Source organism: Streptomyces griseoluteus, assembly GCF_004784465.1.
Lineage (GTDB): Bacteria > Actinomycetota > Actinomycetes > Streptomycetales > Streptomycetaceae > Streptomyces > Streptomyces griseoluteus.
Window position 1 is genome coordinate 13,544 of the sequence record NZ_SRRU01000006.1, and the last position, 17,883, is coordinate 31,426.

17 protein-coding genes and 1 pseudogene are annotated in these 17,883 nt (G+C 72.6%); 14 read left to right on the forward strand and 4 right to left on the reverse strand.

What is annotated here, in order from left to right:
- The first annotated feature begins 177 nt into the window (after positions 1–177).
- From E5082_RS17235 to E5082_RS17265, 7 genes are all read left to right on the forward strand, one after another.
- Entirely contained in the window at positions 178–1,023 is an 846-nt protein-coding gene (locus E5082_RS17235; RefSeq protein ID WP_135792150.1) for a helix-turn-helix domain-containing protein, read from the forward strand.
- Positions 1,024–1,125: 102 nt separating this feature from the next.
- Entirely contained in the window at positions 1,126–2,598 is a 1,473-nt protein-coding gene (gene rimO / locus E5082_RS17240; RefSeq protein ID WP_135792151.1) for a 30S ribosomal protein S12 methylthiotransferase RimO, read from the forward strand.
- Positions 2,595–3,338, forward strand: a complete 744-nt coding sequence (gene pgsA, locus E5082_RS17245) for a CDP-diacylglycerol--glycerol-3-phosphate 3-phosphatidyltransferase (RefSeq protein WP_135792152.1) — start codon at positions 2,595–2,597, stop codon at positions 3,336–3,338. The genes rimO and pgsA overlap by 4 nt, the downstream gene beginning before the upstream one ends.
- Positions 3,335–3,880 carry a CinA family protein gene (locus E5082_RS17250; RefSeq protein ID WP_135792153.1) on the forward strand — a complete coding sequence of 182 codons (546 nt, stop codon included), beginning with the start codon at positions 3,335–3,337 and terminating at the stop codon, positions 3,878–3,880. The genes pgsA and E5082_RS17250 overlap by 4 nt, the downstream gene beginning before the upstream one ends.
- A 109-nt stretch (positions 3,881–3,989) precedes the next feature.
- Positions 3,990–4,364 carry a helix-turn-helix domain-containing protein gene (locus E5082_RS17255; RefSeq protein ID WP_135792154.1) on the forward strand — a complete coding sequence of 125 codons (375 nt, stop codon included), beginning with the start codon at positions 3,990–3,992 and terminating at the stop codon, positions 4,362–4,364.
- A gap of 198 nt (positions 4,365–4,562) precedes the next feature.
- Complete coding sequence (locus tag E5082_RS17260) at positions 4,563–5,033, forward strand: Dps family protein (RefSeq protein ID WP_135792155.1); 471 nt, start codon at positions 4,563–4,565, stop codon at positions 5,031–5,033.
- A gap of 125 nt (positions 5,034–5,158) precedes the next feature.
- A complete protein-coding gene (locus tag E5082_RS17265; protein ID WP_135792156.1) occupies positions 5,159–5,446 on the forward strand; it encodes a hypothetical protein in 288 nt (95 codons plus the stop codon).
- Positions 5,447–5,523: 77 nt separating this feature from the next.
- Here E5082_RS17265 and E5082_RS17270 read toward each other — a convergent pair whose 3' ends face one another.
- Both E5082_RS17270 and E5082_RS17275 read right to left on the reverse strand, forming a co-directional pair.
- The gene (locus E5082_RS17270) at positions 5,524–6,369 is read right to left on the reverse strand and encodes an Fpg/Nei family DNA glycosylase (protein WP_135792157.1); all 846 of its coding nucleotides are present in this window, start codon (positions 6,367–6,369) and stop codon (positions 5,524–5,526) included.
- 45 nt (positions 6,370–6,414) lie between these two features.
- Positions 6,415–11,355, reverse strand: a complete 4,941-nt coding sequence (locus E5082_RS17275; protein ID WP_135792158.1) for an ATP-dependent helicase — start codon at positions 11,353–11,355, stop codon at positions 6,415–6,417.
- A 100-nt stretch (positions 11,356–11,455) separates the two neighbouring features.
- On the opposite strand from E5082_RS17275, the gene E5082_RS17280 reads away from it, so the two are divergent.
- The 3 genes from E5082_RS17280 to E5082_RS17290 are packed head-to-tail and all read left to right on the forward strand — an operon-like array spanning position 11,456 to position 13,394.
- Positions 11,456–12,439 carry an AraC family transcriptional regulator gene (locus E5082_RS17280; protein WP_135792159.1) on the forward strand — a complete coding sequence of 328 codons (984 nt, stop codon included), beginning with the start codon at positions 11,456–11,458 and terminating at the stop codon, positions 12,437–12,439.
- A complete protein-coding gene (locus E5082_RS17285; protein WP_135792160.1) occupies positions 12,337–13,089 on the forward strand; it encodes an AzlC family ABC transporter permease in 753 nt (250 codons plus the stop codon). Before E5082_RS17280 ends, E5082_RS17285 begins: the two co-directional genes overlap by 103 nt.
- Positions 13,086–13,394, forward strand: coding sequence for an AzlD domain-containing protein (locus E5082_RS17290; RefSeq protein ID WP_030803336.1), 309 nt, complete (start codon positions 13,086–13,088; stop codon positions 13,392–13,394). Before E5082_RS17285 ends, E5082_RS17290 begins: the two co-directional genes overlap by 4 nt.
- Before the next feature lie 8 nt (positions 13,395–13,402).
- Here E5082_RS17290 and E5082_RS17295 read toward each other — a convergent pair whose 3' ends face one another.
- The gene (locus tag E5082_RS17295; protein WP_135792161.1) at positions 13,403–14,347 is read right to left on the reverse strand and encodes a prenyltransferase/squalene oxidase repeat-containing protein; all 945 of its coding nucleotides are present in this window, start codon (positions 14,345–14,347) and stop codon (positions 13,403–13,405) included.
- A 79-nt stretch (positions 14,348–14,426) separates the two neighbouring features.
- On the opposite strand from E5082_RS17295, the gene E5082_RS17300 reads away from it, so the two are divergent.
- Positions 14,427–14,621: a DUF3046 domain-containing protein gene (locus E5082_RS17300; protein WP_135792162.1), complete on the forward strand. Its 195-nt coding sequence runs from the start codon at positions 14,427–14,429 to the stop codon at positions 14,619–14,621.
- Positions 14,622–14,918: 297 nt separating this feature from the next.
- Entirely contained in the window at positions 14,919–16,055 is a 1,137-nt protein-coding gene (locus E5082_RS17305) for an AI-2E family transporter (RefSeq protein ID WP_279638111.1), read from the forward strand.
- On the opposite strand, the pseudogene E5082_RS33705 reads toward E5082_RS17305, so the two are convergent.
- Positions 15,940–16,176, reverse strand: a pseudogene (locus E5082_RS33705) (CGNR zinc finger domain-containing protein); the annotation flags it as partial. The gene E5082_RS17305 and the pseudogene E5082_RS33705 sit on opposite strands and share 116 nt — an antisense overlap.
- Positions 16,177–16,272: 96 nt before the next feature.
- Here E5082_RS33705 and E5082_RS17315 point away from each other — a divergent pair.
- Positions 16,273–16,482, forward strand: coding sequence for a hypothetical protein (locus E5082_RS17315; protein WP_190045298.1), 210 nt, complete (start codon positions 16,273–16,275; stop codon positions 16,480–16,482).
- A 262-nt stretch (positions 16,483–16,744) separates the two neighbouring features.
- The gene (recA, locus tag E5082_RS17320; RefSeq protein WP_086693892.1) at positions 16,745–17,881 is read left to right on the forward strand and encodes a recombinase RecA; all 1,137 of its coding nucleotides are present in this window, start codon (positions 16,745–16,747) and stop codon (positions 17,879–17,881) included.
- Positions 17,882–17,883 lie beyond the last annotated feature (2 nt).

Here is a 17,883-nt window from a genome sequence, read left to right on the forward strand (position 1 = left end):
AGTTGAGCGAGAGCAGGGGTGCAGGTACCGGCCTGGGCCTCCCGCTCCCGTCCGCCGTCGGGCTGACCGGCCATTCCGATGGCGTACAAGTTCGTTCGCCCGCTTGCCCCACCCTTTCGTACCCCGCCTAGACTGAACGCTCAGCACAGGTGGCTCACACGCTCGAAAGGCGCCCCCGTGTCCATCGGCAGCAACTCCCCCGAAGACGAGCCCCCGTTCACCGACGCCCCCCAGGCCGACGGTCCCTCCGTCGGCACCGCCCTGCGCCAGGCCCGCGTCGCGGCCGGGCTGAGCGCGGATGACGTCAGCAACGCCACCCGCATCCGCCTCGCCATGGTGCACGCCATCGAGGAGGACGACTTCTCCTCCTGCGGCGGCGACGTATACGCGCGCGGCCACATCCGCAACCTGGCCAAGGCGGTCCACCTCGATCCCGCCCCGCTCATCGCGCGGTTCGACGCCGAGCACGGCGGCCGGCCCGCGCCCACCCCGGCGGCCCCCCTGTTCGAGGCGGAACGCATCCGCCCCGAGCGCCGGGGCCCCAACTGGACCGCGGCCATGGTCGCGGCGATCGTCGTCGTCATCGGCTTCGTCGGTTTCACCGCCATCAAGTCGCAGACCGGCGGCGACACGGACGTCCAGGCCGTCGAGGGCAACGCCTCGCCGTCCGCCAGCAAGTCGGCCGCGCCCACCCCGAAGTCGGGGCAGTCCGCCACGCCGAAGTCCGACCCGTCCGACAGCGCCATCGCGGCCGCCCCGCAGGACAAGGTGACCGTCCGGGTCACGGCGCCGGGCGGGCGGAGCTGGATCTCCGCGAAGGACCACAACGGGCGCATGCTGTTCGACGGGCTGCTCAACAAGGGCGAGTCCAAGACCTTCCAGGACAGCACCAAGATCAACCTGATTCTCGGTGACGCCGGGGCGATCGAGCTGTACGTCAACGGCAAGAAGATCGAGGACGACTTCCGGCCCGGTGCCGTGGAGCGGCTCACGTACACCAAGGGCGACCCCGAGGTCGGGTGACGCCTTCCGGGCGCCCGGAGCGAGCGGACACGGACGGGGTTGGCCGACAACGGCCAACCCCGTCGACATGGGGTGCGGGACAGACAAAGTAGTCTTGAGCCCATGCCTGAACGCCGTACCGTCGCACTAGTCACTCTCGGCTGCGCCCGTAACGAGGTGGACTCGGAGGAGCTCGCAGGCCGTTTGGAGGCGGACGGCTGGCAGCTTGTCGAGGACGCCGCGGACGCCGATGTCGCCGTGGTCAACACCTGTGGGTTCGTCGAAGCCGCCAAGAAGGACTCCGTCGACGCCCTCCTCGAGGCCAACGACCTCAAGGACCACGGCAGAACCCAGGCCGTCGTGGCGGTGGGCTGCATGGCCGAGCGGTACGGCAAGGAACTGGCCCAGGCGCTGCCCGAGGCCGACGGCGTGCTCGGCTTCGACGACTACGCCGACATCTCCGACCGCCTCCAGACCATCCTGTCCGGCGGGGTCCACGCCGCCCACACCCCGCGCGACCGCCGCAAGCTGCTGCCGATCAGCCCGGCCGAGCGCCAGGAGTCCGCGGCCGCCGTCGCCCTGCCCGGCCACGGCCCGGCCGACCTCCCGGACGGCCTCGCGCCCGCCTCCGGCCCGCGCGCGCCCCTGCGCCGCCGCCTCGACGGCTCCCCGGTCGCCTCGGTCAAGCTCGCCTCCGGTTGTGACCGGCGCTGCTCCTTCTGCGCCATCCCGTCCTTCCGCGGCTCCTTCATCTCCCGCCGCCCCAGCGACGTCCTCAACGAGACGCGCTGGCTGGCCGAGCAGGGTGTGAAGGAGGTCATGCTGGTCTCCGAGAACAACACCTCCTACGGCAAGGACCTGGGCGACATCCGCCTGCTGGAGTCCCTGCTGCCCGAGCTGGCCGAGGTCGACGGCATCGAGCGGGTGCGTGTCAGCTACCTCCAGCCGGCCGAGATGCGCCCCGGCCTGATCGACGTGCTGACCTCCACCCCGAAGGTCGTGCCGTACTTCGACCTGTCCTTCCAGCACTCCGCGCCGAACGTGCTGCGTGCCATGCGCCGCTTCGGTGACACCGACCGCTTCCTTGAGCTGCTGGACACCATCCGGAACAAGGCCCCCGAGGCCGGCGTCCGCTCCAACTTCATCGTCGGCTTCCCCGGCGAGACCGAGGGCGACCTGGCCGAGCTGGAGCGCTTCCTGACCGGCGCCCGCCTGGACGCCATCGGGGTCTTCGGCTACTCCGACGAGGAGGGCACGGAGGCGGCCACGTACGACACCAAGCTCGACGAGGACGTGGTGGCCGAGCGTCTCGCCCACATCTCCCGGCTCGCCGAGGAACTCGTCTCGCAGCGCGCCGAGGAGCGCCTCGGGGAAACCGTGCGCGTCCTGGTGGAGTCCGTCGACGGCGAGGACGGGGTGTACGGCCGCGCCGCGCACCAGGCCCCGGAGACGGACGGCCAGGTGCTGCTCACGAGCGGCGAGGGTCTCGCCGTGGGACGTATGGTCGAGGCGAAGGTGGTCGGCACCGAGGGGGTCGACCTGGTGGCCGAGCCGCTTCCGGGCTCGTCGGTGTGTAGCGAGGAGGCGGCCAGATGACCGGAGTCCCGGCATCCGCCTCGGGCGGCTCCTCCGGCGCGCGCGGCGCGACCGGCCAGGCCGTCGACGGTGCTCCGGAGGTCTCCGACCCCGCCGCCGCCATGGAGGCGCGGCACCCGCGCGGCGGCAAGCTCGCGGCCGCGGCCGTCAACCAGGCCAGCGTCTGGAACGTCGCCAATCTGCTCACCATGCTCCGCCTGCTCCTGGTGCCGGGCTTCGTGGCGCTGATGCTGGCGGACGGCGGCTACGACCCGGCCTGGCGCTCCTTCGCCTGGGCGGCCTTCGCGGTCGCCATGATCACCGACCTGTTCGACGGGCATCTGGCACGCACCTACAACCTGGTCACCGACTTCGGGAAGATCGCCGACCCGATAGCGGACAAGGCGATCATGGGCGCGGCGCTGATCTGCCTGTCCTCCCTGGGCGACCTGCCCTGGTGGGTGACGGTGGTCATCCTGGGCCGGGAACTCGGCATCACCCTGCTGCGTTTCGTGGTCATCCGGTACGGCGTCATCCCGGCCAGCCGGGGCGGCAAGCTGAAGACGCTCACCCAGGGCGTCGCGGTCGGCATGTACGTGCTCGCGCTGACCGGCTGGCTGGCCACCCTGCGGTTCTGGGTGATGGCGGCCGCGGTCGTCCTCACGGTGGTCACCGGCCTCGACTATGTGAGGCAGGCCATGGTGCTGCGTCGCCGGGGAATCGCGGAGCGGGCGGCGGCGTTGGAAGAGCGAGAAGCGTGAACCCCACGGCCACCGAATTGGTGCGGCTACTCACAGTGAACGGCGAGACGCTCGCCGTGGCCGAGTCGCTCACCGGTGGCCTGGTCGCCGCCGAGATCACCTCGGTCCCCGGCGCCTCCCAGGTGTTCCGGGGTTCGGTCACCGCCTACGCCACCGAGCTGAAGCACCGGCTCCTCGGCGTCGACGCCGGTCTGCTGGAGCGGTCCGGCGCGGTGGACCCGCAGGTCGCGGCCCAGATGGCGACCGGTGTGCGCGAGGCCCTCGGTGCCGACTGGGGCATCGCCACCACCGGGGTGGCCGGCCCCGATCCGCAGGACGGGCAGCCGGTCGGCACGGTGTACGTGGCCGTCGACGGACCTCTCCGGCAGGGTTCGCCTTCCGCCTCCGGCGGAAAAGTGGAGGCCCTGCGGTTGAACGGCGGCCGTGCGGAAATTCGTATGGAGAGTGTACGGAGCGTACTCGCAATGCTTCTTGCGGAGCTTGCGGGCGAACAGACCGGAAATGAGCGGGCACAGGATACGGAACGGAACGGGGGGTTTTGATGTTTGCAGCCCTGAGTGAACACGACATCGCTCCCCGCACGGCCGCGGCGCGAGGCGGTACGGTGGGGCGAGAAGGATGCGGCTACGCGGTCCGAGGAGGGAGCCACCGATGATTCTGCTCCGTCGCCTGCTGGGTGACGTGCTGCGTCGGCAGCGCCAGCGCCAGGGCCGTACTCTGCGCGAAGTCTCCTCGTCTGCCCGGGTCTCACTCGGCTATCTCTCCGAGGTGGAGCGGGGGCAGAAGGAGGCTTCCTCCGAGCTGCTCTCCGCGATCTGCGACGCGCTGGACGTACGGATGTCGGAACTCATGCGTGAGGTGAGTGACGAACTCGCACTCGCCGAGCTGGCCCAGTCCGCCGCCGCCACCGACGGCGTACCGGCACCGGTCCGGCCGATGCTGGGTTCCGTGTCGGTGACCGGTGTGACACCGGAACGGGTGACCATCAAGGCACCCGCCGAAGCGGTGGACGTGGTCGCCGCGTGACCTGCGCGCACGCGGCCTAGCGCCCGATACGTGTGAGCCCCGGCCGGGCCTCCCTGGATTTTTCCAGTGAGGTGCGGCCGGGGCTTTCTCATGTGCTTGTCCAGATGCTTTTCAGGTTCTTTGCTCCGTTTGCCCGGTGCGGGCGGCCCGGTCATGGTGGGAGGGACCCCAAGCCCGCCGAGGATCCGAGGACAGCGGATGTACGTGGTGAAGAGTTCCCTTCCCGAGGCCGAGCTGAAGACCGTCTCCGAGGCGCTGCAGGGGGCGCTCGTGGACCTGGTCGATCTCTCGCTGGTCGCCAAGCAGATCCACTGGAACGTGGTCGGGCCACGCTTCCGGTCCATCCACCTCCAGCTCGACGAGGTGGTCCTGTCCGCGCGCAACGCCTCCGACCTGGTGGCCGAACGCTCCTCCGCGCTGGGCGTCCCGCCGGACGGACGGGCGCCCACGGTCGCCTCCGGCACCGGCATCAAGGTCCCGCCGGCCGGCTGGATCAAGGACACGGACGCGGTCGCGGGGATGGTCGCCGCCCTCGGCGCGGTCATCGGCCGGATGCGGGAGCGGGTGAACGCGACCGGCGACGCCGACCCCGTGACCCAGGACATCCTCATCCAGATCACGGGCGACCTCGAAAAACACCATTGGATGTTTCAGGCCGAGAGCGCTTAGAAGAACGGGGGTTCCGCGCCGGCCGTGCCGGGCGTCTGCCCGGCGCTGCCCCGGTGAGCCCTTCGGTGCGCCTCCCGCAGGTGGCAGGTGGTGTTCTAGCTTCTCCGGCTGGAGGTGGCGGGTCCGTGGACGGGCGAATAGTGCGCTGGGGGGCAGGTGTGGGGTTCGGCGTGGTGTGGTGGTGGGCCGTGCTGCGGCTGACCCTGGGGGACGGCGCGGGGGTGCTGGAGGGGTCCGTGGTGCTCGGGGGGTGGGGGCTGGGGGTGCTGCCGGTGCACTGTGTCGCCAAGGACCGGGCCGAGGGGGCGGTGCGGACCGGGCGGTGGCGGGAGGCGTGGCGGAGCACGGGGGAGGGTTCGGACGCGGAAGCGGGTGCTGCGGTAACTCATTCCGGTGAATCGGGGGCGGGGTGAGCGGGGGCTGCTCCGGTGGGGCTTGAGCTGAGTCTGGGCGGAGGCTCGGGTTCGCTTCGCGGTTGGCAGGCGGGGAGTCAGCGCGCGGGGCGCGGGTAACGCTCCCGCCAGCGCTGGGCGGTGCCGGGTGCGGGGGTGGGGCCGCTCTGGCAGGTGGGGCACCAGTAGGTGGGACGCTCCTGGGTGCCGTCGCCCTGGTCGGCCACGCGTACCGGGGTGCGGCAGCGCAGGCAGGGACGGGAAGCGCGGCCGTAGACGTAGAGGTCCTTCCGGGGCAGGCCGGTGGTCTGGCGGACCGGGCGGGCCCGGTTGACCTCCAGCAGGCGCTGGGCCATACCGGGAAGCAGGGCGGCGCGGTCCTCGGGGAGTGCGCCGACGGGGAGCCACGGGGTCACGCCGAGCAGGAAGCACAGTTCGCTCTTGTATATGTTGCCGATTCCGGCGAGATTGCGCTGGTCGAGCAGGGCCTCGCCGAGGGCGCGGTCCGGGTCGGCGTACAGGTTGGCGAGGGCGAGTTCCGGGTCCCAGTCGGGGCCGAGGAGGTCGGGCCCCAGATGGCCTACGACGCGCTCCTCGTCCTCGGTGCGCAGCAGCTCCAGCACCGACAGGCGGTAGCCGACGGCCATGCGGTCGTCGGCGCCCAGGACGACGCGGATCTGGTGTCCGGCACCGCCCCGCCAGGCCTGGCCTGTGCCGTACACCTTCCAGGCGCCCTCCATCCGCAGATGCGTGTGCAGGGTGAGGCCGCCCTCGAAGCGAGTGAGCAGGTGCTTGCCGCGCGGGGCGGTGTTCAGCACGGTGCGGCCGGTTAGGTCGACCGTCGCGTACTGCGGCACCCGGAAGTCGCTGTGGGTCAGCACCCTGCCCGCGAGCGCGTCGTGCAGCCGCTTCGCGGTCTGCCACACCGTGTCACCTTCGGGCATGCGTCCAGGGTGCCACGGCGCGGGGGCCTTCTCCGGCCGCCGGGCCTACGCGCGCAGGCGCAGACCGCGTGGCGTCGCTATGAAGCCGGCGCCCTCCAGCAGGGGGCCCAGGGTCGAGGTCAGGGCCGCGGTGCCGTTGATCCGCTCCACGGTGACCGTGCCCAGGGAGCCCGCGCGGGCGGCCGCCGCCAGGGCCTCCGCCGCCGCGCGCAGGCGGGGGTCGTCGGCCGCCGCGGAGTCCGGTTCGGTGGGCCAGGCCAGCAGGGTCTTGCCGCCGCGCTCCATGTAGAGGGTCAGCTCGCCCTCCACCAGGACGACCAGTGAGCCCGCCTTGCGGCCCGGCTTGTGCCCGGCACCGGTCGGGGGTTCGGGCCAGGGCAGGGCGGCGCCGTACGCGTTGGCGGGGTCGGCGGCGGCGAGGACCACCGCCTTGGAGTCGGGGGCGGTGTCCCGCGTACGGGGGCCGTAGCTCCGGCTCGCAAGGGAGCCGTAGCCCGAGCCGCCGCGCGGGCCGCCCTGGCCGGGGGAGGCGTACGGGTCGGTGATGGTCGCCGGGCCGAAGGGGCGCGGGAGACCGCCGTCGTCCCCGCCCCGGGGCGGCCAGGCGAAGTCGCCGTCGATGCTCGGATGTCCGAATCCGCCGGAGGACGGGTCGAAGGCGTCGGACGCGGCGTGGCCGTTACCGGGGAAGGGCGGGAGCGCGCCGTTGCCCGCAGGTGCCGGGGCGGGCATCACCCGCTCGCCCCGGTCACGGGCGTTCGACACCGCCCGGAGGCGGTCCACCGCGCCGTCCATGGCGAACTGGGCGGCGCCGAGACCTTCGACCACATAGCCGCGCCGGGCCTGGCCGCTCTCCTCGAACACGGACAGCACCCGGTACACCGCCGAGAAACCGCCCTCGACGCCCTCCGCGCCCACGGCACCGCGCGTCACCACCCCGTGCCGGTCCAGCAGGGCACGCGCACGCGCGTGGGCGCGCACGGTGGCGTCCGGCTCGGGCACGGGCAACAACGACCAGCGGCCGCCCACGGTCGGCGGGCCGGACCGCGAGGTGGCGCGGGCGGCGGCGGTCAGGGACCCGTAACGCCCTCGCGGGACATTGCGTTTGGCACGGTGGGCCGTCGCACCCGCCGTTCGGCCCGAGCCCAGCAGGGCGCGCATCGGGGCCAGGGTGTCGTTGGTGAGCCGGCCCGACCAGGCCAGGTCCCACAGGGCGTCGGCCAGGTGGGCGTCGCTGGCCTCGGGGTGCGTGGTGGCGCGGACCTGGTCGGCGATCTGCCGGAAGAACAGGCCGTAACCGCCGGAGAGCGTGTCCAGGACCGACTGGTGGAGCGGGCTCAGCTCCAGGGGGTGGGCGGGCGGCAGCAAGAGGGGCGCGGTGTCCGCGAGGTAGAGCGAGACCCAGCCGTCCTTGCCGGGCAGCGAGCCCGCCCCGGCCCACACGACCTCACCCGCCGCGGTGAGCTCGTCCAGCATCGACGGCTTGTAGTCCGCCACGCGGGACGGCAGGACGAGCTTCTCCAGCGCGGAGGCGGGCACCGAGGCGCCCTGCAACTGCTCGATGGCGCGCACCAGTCCGTCGGTGCCGCGCAGCGTGTGGCCCTTGCCGATGTGCTGCCACTGCGGGAGGAACTGGGCGAGCGCGGCGGGCGGCACCGGCTCCAGCTCGTGCCGCAGCGCGGCCAGCGAACGGCGGCGCAGCCGGCGCAGCACCGTGGCGTCGCACCACTCCTGGCCGATGCCCGCCGGATGGAACTCGCCCTGCACGACCCGGCCGCCGGCGGCCAGCCGCTGGAGGGCCCCCTCGGTGACCGCGACGCCCAGACCGAAGCGCGCGGCGGCGGAGGCCGAAGTGAAGGGGCCGTGGGTACGGGCGTAGCGCGCCAGGAGGTCGCCGAGCGGGTCCTTCACCGGCTCGGTGAACGCCTCGGGGACACCGACCGGCAGCGCCGTGCCCAGTGCGTCGCGCAGACGGCCCGCGTCCTCGACGGCCGCCCAGTGGTCCGCACCGGCGACGCGCACCTTGATGACCCGCCGGGCGGCGGCCAGCTCACGCGCCCACTCCGGCTCGGCGCCCCGCTCGGCCAGCTCGGCGTCGGTCAGCGGGCCCAGCAGCCGGAGCAGGTCCGCGACGCTCTCCGGGTCCTTGGCACGCCGGTCCTCGGTGAGCCACTGGAGTTCGCGCTCCAGCTCGGTCAGCACCTCGGCGTCGAGCAGCTCCCGCAGTTCCGCCTGGCCCAGCAGCTCGGCCAGCAGCCGGGAGTCCAGGGAGAGCGCGGCGGCGCGGCGCTCGGCGAGGGGGGAGTCGCCCTCGTAGAGGAACTGGGCGACATAACCGAACAGCAGGGAGCGGGCGAACGGGGAGGGTTCGGGGGTGGTGACCTCGACCAGGCTGACCTTGCGGGACTCGATGTCGCCCATCAGCTCGACCAGGCCGGGCACGTCGAACACGTCCTGGAGGCACTCGCGGATCGCCTCCAGGACGATCGGGAACGACCCGAACTCGCTGGCCACCTCCAGCAGCTGAGCGGCGCGCTGGCGCTGCTGCCACAGCGGGGTGCGCTTGCCGGGGTTGCGGCGTGGCAGCAGCAGCGCGCGGGCGGCGCACTCCCGGAAGCGGGAGGCGAACAGGGCCGAGCCGCCGACCTGGTCGGTGACGACCTGGTCGACCTCGCCCTTGTCGAAGGCGACGTCCGCCGCGCCGACCGGGGCCTGCTCGCCGTCGTACTCCGTGCCGCCCTTGCCGGGGCTCTGGTCCAGCAGGTCCAGGCCCATCAGGTCGGCGTCGGGCAGGCGCAGCACGATGCCGTCGTCGGCGTGCATGACCTGTGCGTCCATGCCGTACCGCTCGGAGAGGCGGGCACCCAGCGCGAGCGCCCAGGGGGCGTGGACCTGGGCGCCGAAGGGGGAGTGGATCACGACTCGCCAGTCGCCCAGCTCGTCCCGGAAGCGCTCCACGACGATGGTGCGGTCGTCCGGGACGTGCCCGCAGGCCTCGCGCTGCTCGGCGAGGTAGGACAGGACGTTGTCCGCCGCCCACGCGTCCAGGCCCGCGGTGAGCAGGCGCAGCCGGGCGTCCTCCTCGGACAGCGCGCCGACCTCGCGCAGGAACGCGCCGAGTGCACGGCCCAGTTCGAGCGGGCGGCCGAGCTGGTCGCCCTTCCAGAAGGGCAGCCGGCCCGGCACACCGGGCGCGGGGGAGACCAGGACCCGGTCGCGGGTGATGTCCTCGATGCGCCAGGAACTCGTGCCCAGCGTGAAGACGTCGCCCACGCGGGACTCGTACACCATCTCCTCGTCCAGCTCGCCGACCCGGCCGCCGCCCTTCTTGGGGTCGGAACCGGCGAGGAAGACGCCGAACAGGCCCCGGTCGGGGATGGTGCCGCCGGAGGTCACGGCGAGCCGCTGGGCGCCGGGCCTGCCGCTGATGGTGCCGGCCACGCGGTCCCACACCAGACGGGGGCGCAGTTCCGCGAACGCGTCCGACGGGTACCGGCCCGCGAGCATGTCCAGGGTGGCGGTGAACGCGGACTCGGGGAGCGAGGCGAAGGGCGCCGCGCGCCGCACGGTCGCCAGCAGGTCGTCGAACTGCCAGGTGTCCAGCGCCGTCATGGCGACGATCTGCTGGGCCAGCACGTCCAGCGGGTTGGACGGCACCCGCAGCGACTCGATCCCGCCCGAGCGCATCCGCTCGGTGACCACGGCCGCCTGCACCAGGTCGCCCCGGTACTTGGGAAAGACCACGCCAGTGGAGACGGCGCCCACTTGGTGCCCGGCGCGGCCCACGCGCTGGAGGCCGGAGGCGACCGAGGGCGGGGACTCGACCTGGACGACCAGGTCGACGGCGCCCATGTCGATGCCCAGCTCCAGGCTGGAGGTGGCCACCACGGCGGGCAGCCGCCCGGCCTTCAGGTCCTCCTCGACGAGTGCGCGCTGCTCCTTGGAGACCGAGCCGTGGTGCGCGCGGGCGATCACCTGCGGCGCGCCCTGGGCCGCGCCCGAGCCGCCCATCAGCTCGGCCGGGGAGTGGTGCTCGTCCAGCTTCTCGCCGGTGGCCCGCTCGTAGGCGATCTCGTTGAGCCGGTTGCACAGCCGCTCCGCCAGCCGGCGGGAGTTGGCGAACACGATGGTCGAGCGGTGCGACTGGACCAGGTCGGCGATCTTCTCCTCGACGTGCGGCCAGATCGAGGGCTTCTCTGCCTTGTCGTCGCCGTCGGCCGCGGGGGAGCCGCCCAGCTCGCCCATGTCCTCGACGGGCACGACCACCGAGAGGTCGAACTCCTTGCCCGACTCGGGCTGGACGATCTCCACCTTGCGCTGGGGCGAAAGATAACGGGCCACCTCGTCCACCGGCCGCACGGTCGCCGACAGGCCGATCCGGCGGGCGGGCTTGGGCAGCAGCTCGTCCAGCCGCTCCAGGGACAGCGCGAGGTGCGCGCCGCGCTTGGTGCCCGCGACCGCGTGCACCTCGTCCAGGATCACGGTCTCGATGCCGGTGAGCGCGTCCCGCGCGGACGAGGTCAGCATGAGGAACAGCGACTCGGGGGTGGTGATCAGGATGTCCGGCGGGCGGGTCACCAGGGCGCGCCGCTCGGCGGGCGGGGTGTCGCCGGAGCGGATGCCCACCTTGATCTCGGGCTCGGGCAGGCCCAGGCGCACGGACTCCTGCCGGATGCCGGTCAGCGGGCTGCGCAGATTGCGCTCCACATCGACCGCGAGCGCCTTCAGCGGGGACACGTACAGCACCCGGCAGCGCTTCTTCGGGTCGGCCGGGGGCGGGGTGGAGGCCAGCTGGTCCAGGGCGGCGAGGAAGGCGGCCAGCGTCTTGCCGGAGCCGGTCGGCGCCACCACCAGCGCGTCCGACCCCTCGTTGAGGGCCTTCCAGGCGCCGGCCTGGGCCTCGGTGGGCGCGTGGAACGCCCCCGTGAACCATTCGCGGGTCGCGGGGGAGAAGCCTTCGAGGGCCGGGTGGGCGGGACTGACCATGCCTCTATCCTGCACCCGCCCACTGACAATCGGGCTGACCTGGGCAAACGGGACGGATCGGGGTGCGCCTCGACCGGCGGGCGTGGCCGACAATGGGCGTATGGCGGGTTCAGACGAGCGGGCACGGCACTGGCGGTACGCGGAACTGCCCGGCGTCGACCTGCTCCGTGCCCACTACATCCGCAAGACCTTCGTCCGCCACACCCACGAGAATTTCGTGATCGCGGCCATAGTGGACGGCGTCGAGGTCTTCCACCACCGGGGCGCCGACGTCTCCGTGGGCGCGGGTGCCCTCGCCCTGGTCAACCCGGACACCCCGCACACCGGGCGCGCGGGCGTCCCCGAGGGCTGGCGGTACGGCGCGGTCTACCCCTCGCCCGAGGTGGTGGCCGGGATAGCGGCCGAGACGACCACCATCCGGGGCACGCCCGGCTTCGTCGCGCCGATGGTGGACGACCCGTACACCGTCCGCCTCGTCCACCAGATCCTGCGCGCCGCCGAGGAGGGCAACGCGCTGGCCGCCGACACCCTGCTGAGCGTCGCGGTGACCAGGCTGCTGCGGCTCAACGGCGGCCCGCTGCCCGAGCGGCGCCCCCGCTCGGCCGGCGCCGGGATCGCCGCACGCGCGCGTGCCGTGCTGGAGGAACGGATGGCGGAGCCGCCCGGCCTGGAGCGCCTGGCCACCGACCTCGGCACCAGCCGCTTCGCCCTGCTGCGGGCCTTCCGGGACGCCTACGGCATGCCCCCGCACACCTGGCTCACCGACGCGCGCGTACGCCGCGCCCGGCTCCTGCTGGACACCGGCACCCCGCCCGCCGAGGCCGCCGCGCTCGTCGGCTTCACCGACCAGCCCCACCTCAACCGTCACTTCGCCCGCATCGTCGGCGTGCCGCCGGGCGCCTACCAGCGCGAACGCGAGAACGTGGGCGGGCGCAACAACGTACAAGACGGCGCCGGGCGGGCGGCCGTAGCGTCCGGGGCGTGGCACAGCGACAGACAGCACTCGCGGACAGAGCCGCCGAGGACGCGGGAAAGCCGGACAGCGCCGTCGTACGGGACGCCCTCGGGGTCGGCGTCGCCGTAGGGCTCTCCGGCTTCGCCTTCGGCGTCACCTCGGCCGGCAGCGGACTCGGACTCCTCCAGACCTGCGCACTCAGCCTCCTGGTCTTCACCGGCGCCTCCCAGTTCGCCCTCGTAGGGGCACTCGCGGCCGGCGGGAACCCGTTCACGGCTGCGGCGGGCGCGTTCTTCCTGGGCGTGCGCAACGCGTTCTACGGGCTGCGGCTCTCGCAGTTGCTCGCCCTCCCGCGCGCGTTGCGGCCGTTCGCCGCCCAATGGGTGATCGACGAGACCACCGCCGTCACCGTGGCCCAGCCGGACCGCCGCTCGGCGCGGCTCGGCTTCACCGTCACCGGGCTCAGCCTCTACGTGCTGTGGAACCTCACCACCCTGCTCGGCGCCCTCGGCGCGCAGGCCCTCGGGGACACCGACGCCTGGGGGCTGGACGCGGCGGGACCCGCCGTCTTCCTGGCGCTGCTCGCGCCCATGCTGACCACCTTCACCGAACGCGCGGTCGCTGCCCTGGCGGTCGTCCTGGGCCTCGGCCTGCTGCCCGTACTGCCCGCCGGGGCCCCCGTACTGGTGGCTGCCCTGGCGGCGCCGCTCGCCCTGCTCGTCCAAGGCCTTCGGGCCCGCTCCGCCCAGCGGCCGGACGCCCCGGAGGAGGACCGTTGAACACCTGGCTCGCCATCGGCGTCACCGCGCTCGGCTGCTACGCCGTCAAACTCGCCGGACTGCTCGTCCCCGCGAGCGCCGTGGAACGGCCCCTGGTCAAGAAGCTCGCCGCGCTGCTGCCGGTCGCCCTGCTGGCCGCCCTCACCGCCCAGCAGACCTTCGCCGACGGCCACGCCCTCGTCCTGGACGCGCGGGCCGCAGGAGTGGCCGCTGCGGCCGTGGCGCTGCTGCTCCGGGCGCCGTTCCTGGTGGTCGTCGCGGTGGCCGTGGTGGTGACCGCCGGCGTACGCGCCCTGACCGGCTGAGCGCCGGGTCAGCCGACGTAGCGGCCGTACGCCCTGAGGGTGCGCAGCGCCTCGATGGTCACCCCGGCGCGCGCCTCCAGGGCCGGAGCCGGTGCCCACTGGCGCCAACGAACGGGCCAGCCGCCGTCCTCCTGCTGCTCGGCGGCGAGGAAGTCCAGCGAACGCGCCATCTCCTCGTCCGTGAACCACGCCCGCGCGAGCGAGACGGGGGTGCGCGCGAAGTCGTGCGGGAAGTGGTGCTCGCCGGGCGCGTAGCCGGGGGCGACGGGGTACGTGTCGAGACGGTCCGGGTCCAGCGCCGCGAGCCGCCGCTCGCGCACCAGGCGGCCGAGCCGGTCGGCGGCCGCCTCCGCGCGGGCACGGTCGGGAGCGGCGTCCAGGAAGGCCACGGCGGCCTCGATCTCGTACGGATGCGACGCTTCCAGGGCGTCCACGGCCTGCCAGCAGAAGTCGGTGGCCCGGAACAGCCACGCGTGCCACACCTCGTTGCGATGCAGCAGGCCCACCACCGGACCCGTCGCCAGCAGCTCGCTCGGCGGGTCGTCCACCACCGGCACGAAAGGTGCCACCGGGTAGCCGCGCTGGCTCGGACAGACCGCCGGCAGGGCGCCGTCCGCGGTGGACACCGAGCTCAGATAGCGGCACACCCGCTCCACCCGCTGCCCGCCGCACCGGCCGACCGCGTCCAGAACGTGCAGCGCGCGGGCGGTGTGCAGCGGCTGGCTCACCGGGCCGCGCAGGTCGGGCTCCAGAGCGTGGCCGTAGCCGCCGTCCTCGTTGCGATAGGCGTCCAGGGCACGCTCCACCGGGTCCGCGCCGCCGTTCAGGAAGCGGTACGCGAAGAGCCGCTGTTCCAGCACGCGCGCGGTGAGCCAGACGAAGCGCTCCGCGCGGAGGAGGGGGGTGTGCGCCGGGCGCGCGGAGGGGAGTGAGGGACCATCTGATTCGGCCATGGACCAGACCGTAGAGCCACCGGAGCCCGCCGAGAACGGTCCCGGACACTCCCGCCCCCTGAGGCGGGATACTTGAGGCATGCGGTTGACGGTCTTCTGGCAGCGGATGGCGGAGCACTTCGGTGCGGGGTACGCCGACTCCTTCGCGCGCGATCACATCATGTCCGAGCTGGGCGGACGGACAGTGCACCAGGCACTCGAGGCCGGCTGGGACGCCAAGGACGTGTGGCGCGTGGTGTGCGCCGTGATGGACGTGCCGGGGGACAAGCGCTGAGCCGCGGTCGTCGCCCGGTGCCGGGCGACATCGGCCGAAAGGCGGGGGTGAAATACGCGGATCGCCGGCCCCCGGTCGGCGGACACCCCGCCGGGTGTGTTGACGGCCACATACCGAGTAGGTGCCCCGGGCCCTCATACGGTCCGCGCTGTCGGTGGCGTGGGCCAGACTTGGCCCGTGGCACGCATCGACGACATCGAGCCGACCGACCCGCAGACGGCACCTCCGGCCGAGGCCGCCGCCTCCGCCGGCACGCCGCCGCGTGAGCCCGCGGCCGGTGCGCTCACGAATGCCCGGATGCCGCGCTGGCTGCCGCGCGCCATGGTGCTGGCGCTCGCGCTGGTCGCCCTGTTCCAACTGGGGAGCTGGGCCTTCCACGAGCTGACCGGGCTCCTCCTCAACATCCTGATCGCGTTCTTCCTGGCGCTCGCCATCGAGCCCGCCGTCAGCCTTATGTCCGCGCGCGGGATGCGCCGGGGGCTCGCCACCTTCCTGGTCTTTCTCGGCCTGGCAGTCGTCACCGCGGGCTTCTTCACCCTGCTCGGCTCGATACTCGCGGGCCAGATCATCAAGATGATCGAGGGATTCCCCGAGTACCTCGACTCGGTCATCAACTGGGTCAACCAGACCTTCCACCTGCAGGTCCGCCGGGTCGACGTCCAGGAGGGCCTGCTCCACTCCGACTGGCTGCGCAAGTACGCGCAGACCAGCGCGGCCGGCGTGCTCGACGTGTCCGCGCAGGTGCTCGGCGGGCTCTTCCAGATCCTCACCGTCGGCCTGTTCTCGTTCTACTTCGCCGCCGACGGCCCCCGGCTGCGCCGTGCCCTGTGCTCGGTGCTGCCGCCCGCGCGGCAGGCGGAGGTGCTGCGCGCCTGGGAGATCGCCGTCGACAAGACCGGCGGCTACATCTACTCGCGCGGCCTGATGGCCCTCGTCTCCGGCGTCGCGCACTACATCCTGCTCCAGGCCCTCGGCGTGCCGTACGCGCCCGTGCTCGGCGTCTGGGTCGGCCTGGTCTCGCAGTTCATACCGACCATCGGCACCTATCTCGCGGGCGCGCTGCCGATGCTGATCGCGTTCACCGTGGCGCCCTGGTACGCGGTCTGGGTGCTGGTCTTCGTCGTGGTCTACCAGCAGTTCGAGAACTACATGCTGCAGCCCAAGCTGACCTCCAAGACCGTCGACATCCACCCGGCCGTCGCCTTCGGCTCGGTCATCGTGGGCACCGCCCTGCTCGGCGCGGTGGGCGCCCTGATCGCCATTCCGGCGGTCGCCACGCTGCAGGCGTTCCTGGGGGCGTACGTCAAGCGGTACACGGTCACGGACGACCCGCGCGTGCACGGCCACCGGCTGCCCCGGCAGGGCCGCCCCAACACCTTCCTCCGCCTCCGCCTGGGGCGCCCGCGCGGCCCGGAGCCGGACTCGGAGGGCTAAGGGTCTGGGAGGCTTCCCGCTCGGCGCGGGCGCGGTGGTGGGCCGCCACCCGCTCCTGGGTGGCGCACCGCCGCGAGCAGTAGCGGCGGGGCGGGCCGCTGCCCCGGGTGACGTAGACGTTGTCGCGGGGCCGTTGCTCGATCGGGTGGAGCGCGGGCCGACCGGCCGCGCTCATCGGGGTCGCGCTGCTGATCGGCACTGGCGAGGGCGCCCGCAGTTGACGGCCCTGTTCGCCGTCCGCCAGCGCGAGTCCCCTGACCGTCTGCGCAGCCAGATCTTCACGACGGGCGCCAGCATGAAGATCACCGGCTTCGCCGTGCGGGCCGTGCTCGCGGGGCCGCTTGCGGCGCTTTCCTTGCCGGGTGCTCTGCTGCTGGCGGCGGGGGTCGCCGCTGTGGCCTGTCTCAGGGGCCCGGGGCGGCTGTGAGGCTCCCGCAGCGCCTTCCACAGCCGGGCCAAGCATGCTCGACCGCACCGGACCCACCGGGGGCTGACGTGCTTGACATGAAAATCGAACATCCATTCTTATGGAAGCGCAGGCGAGGCCGACGGCAGGGATTTACGTACGGTTCGGGTAGGGATGTACCCCAGTTATCCACAGGCCGGGCCGACGTCGGGGCGCGTTGTCAGTGGCAGGCGTTAGCGTCTTTGACGTGAAGCGATCGACTCAAGCAAACCGGGTGGAACCCATGGCAGGAACCGACCGCGAGAAGGCGCTCGACGCCGCGCTCGCACAGATTGAACGACAATTCGGCAAGGGCGCAGTGATGCGCATGGGCGAGCGGTCGATGGAGCCCATCGAGGTCATCCCGACCGGCTCGACCGCCCTCGACGTGGCCCTCGGCGTCGGTGGTCTGCCGCGCGGCCGTGTCGTGGAGATCTACGGCCCGGAGTCCTCCGGTAAGACGACCCTCACCCTGCACGCCGTGGCCAACGCGCAGAAGGCCGGCGGCCAGGTCGCCTTCGTCGACGCGGAGCACGCCCTCGACCCCGAGTACGCGAAGAAGCTCGGCGTTGACATCGACAACCTGATCCTGTCCCAGCCGGACAACGGCGAGCAGGCGCTGGAGATCGTGGACATGCTGGTCCGCTCCGGCGCGCTCGACCTCATCGTCATCGACTCCGTCGCCGCGCTCGTCCCGCGCGCGGAGATCGAGGGCGAGATGGGCGACAGCCACGTGGGTCTCCAGGCCCGCCTGATGAGTCAGGCCCTGCGGAAGATCACCAGCGCGCTCAACCAGTCCAAGACGACCGCGATCTTCATCAACCAGCTCCGCGAGAAGATCGGCGTCATGTTCGGCTCGCCGGAGACCACGACCGGTGGCCGCGCGCTGAAGTTCTACGCCTCGGTGCGCATCGACATCCGCCGGATCGAGACCCTGAAGGACGGCACGGACGCGGTCGGCAACCGCACCCGCTGCAAGGTCGTCAAGAACAAGGTCGCCCCGCCGTTCAAGCAGGCCGAGTTCGACATCCTCTACGGCCAGGGCATCAGCCGCGAGGGCGGTCTGATCGACATGGGCGTGGAGCACGGCTTCGTCCGCAAGGCCGGTGCCTGGTACACGTACGAGGGCGACCAGCTTGGTCAGGGCAAGGAGAACGCCCGCAACTTCCTCAAGGACAATCCCGACCTCGCCAACGAGATCGAGAAGAAGATCAAGGAGAAGCTGGGCGTCGGAGTGCGTCCCGAGAAGCCCGCCGCCGAGCCGGGCACGGACGCCGCCGCGGTCACCGCCCCCGGCGCCGATGCCAAGGCCACGGACGCCAAGGCTGCTCCCGCCCCGGCCAAGGCCACCAAGCCCAAGGCCGCCGCAGCCAAGAGCTGACC

Coding starts and splice junctions, on each gene's coding strand:
- E5082_RS17275 (WP_135792158.1), bottom strand. CDS start 11,355: ATGGTCAGTCCCGCCCACCCGGCCCTCGAAGGCTTCTCCCCCGCGACC.
- rimO (WP_135792151.1), top strand. CDS start 1,126: ATGCCTGAACGCCGTACCGTCGCACTAGTCACTCTCGGCTGCGCCCGT.
- E5082_RS17300 (WP_135792162.1), top strand. CDS start 14,427: ATGCGGTTGACGGTCTTCTGGCAGCGGATGGCGGAGCACTTCGGTGCG.
- E5082_RS17260 (WP_135792155.1), top strand. CDS start 4,563: ATGTACGTGGTGAAGAGTTCCCTTCCCGAGGCCGAGCTGAAGACCGTC.
- E5082_RS17280 (WP_135792159.1), top strand. CDS start 11,456: ATGGCGGGTTCAGACGAGCGGGCACGGCACTGGCGGTACGCGGAACTG.
- E5082_RS17255 (WP_135792154.1), top strand. CDS start 3,990: ATGATTCTGCTCCGTCGCCTGCTGGGTGACGTGCTGCGTCGGCAGCGC.
- recA (WP_086693892.1), top strand. CDS start 16,745: ATGGCAGGAACCGACCGCGAGAAGGCGCTCGACGCCGCGCTCGCACAG.
- pgsA (WP_135792152.1), top strand. CDS start 2,595: ATGACCGGAGTCCCGGCATCCGCCTCGGGCGGCTCCTCCGGCGCGCGC.
- E5082_RS17305 (WP_279638111.1), top strand. CDS start 14,919: ATGCCGCGCTGGCTGCCGCGCGCCATGGTGCTGGCGCTCGCGCTGGTC.
- E5082_RS17270 (WP_135792157.1), bottom strand. CDS start 6,369: ATGCCCGAAGGTGACACGGTGTGGCAGACCGCGAAGCGGCTGCACGAC.
- E5082_RS17295 (WP_135792161.1), bottom strand. CDS start 14,347: ATGGCCGAATCAGATGGTCCCTCACTCCCCTCCGCGCGCCCGGCGCAC.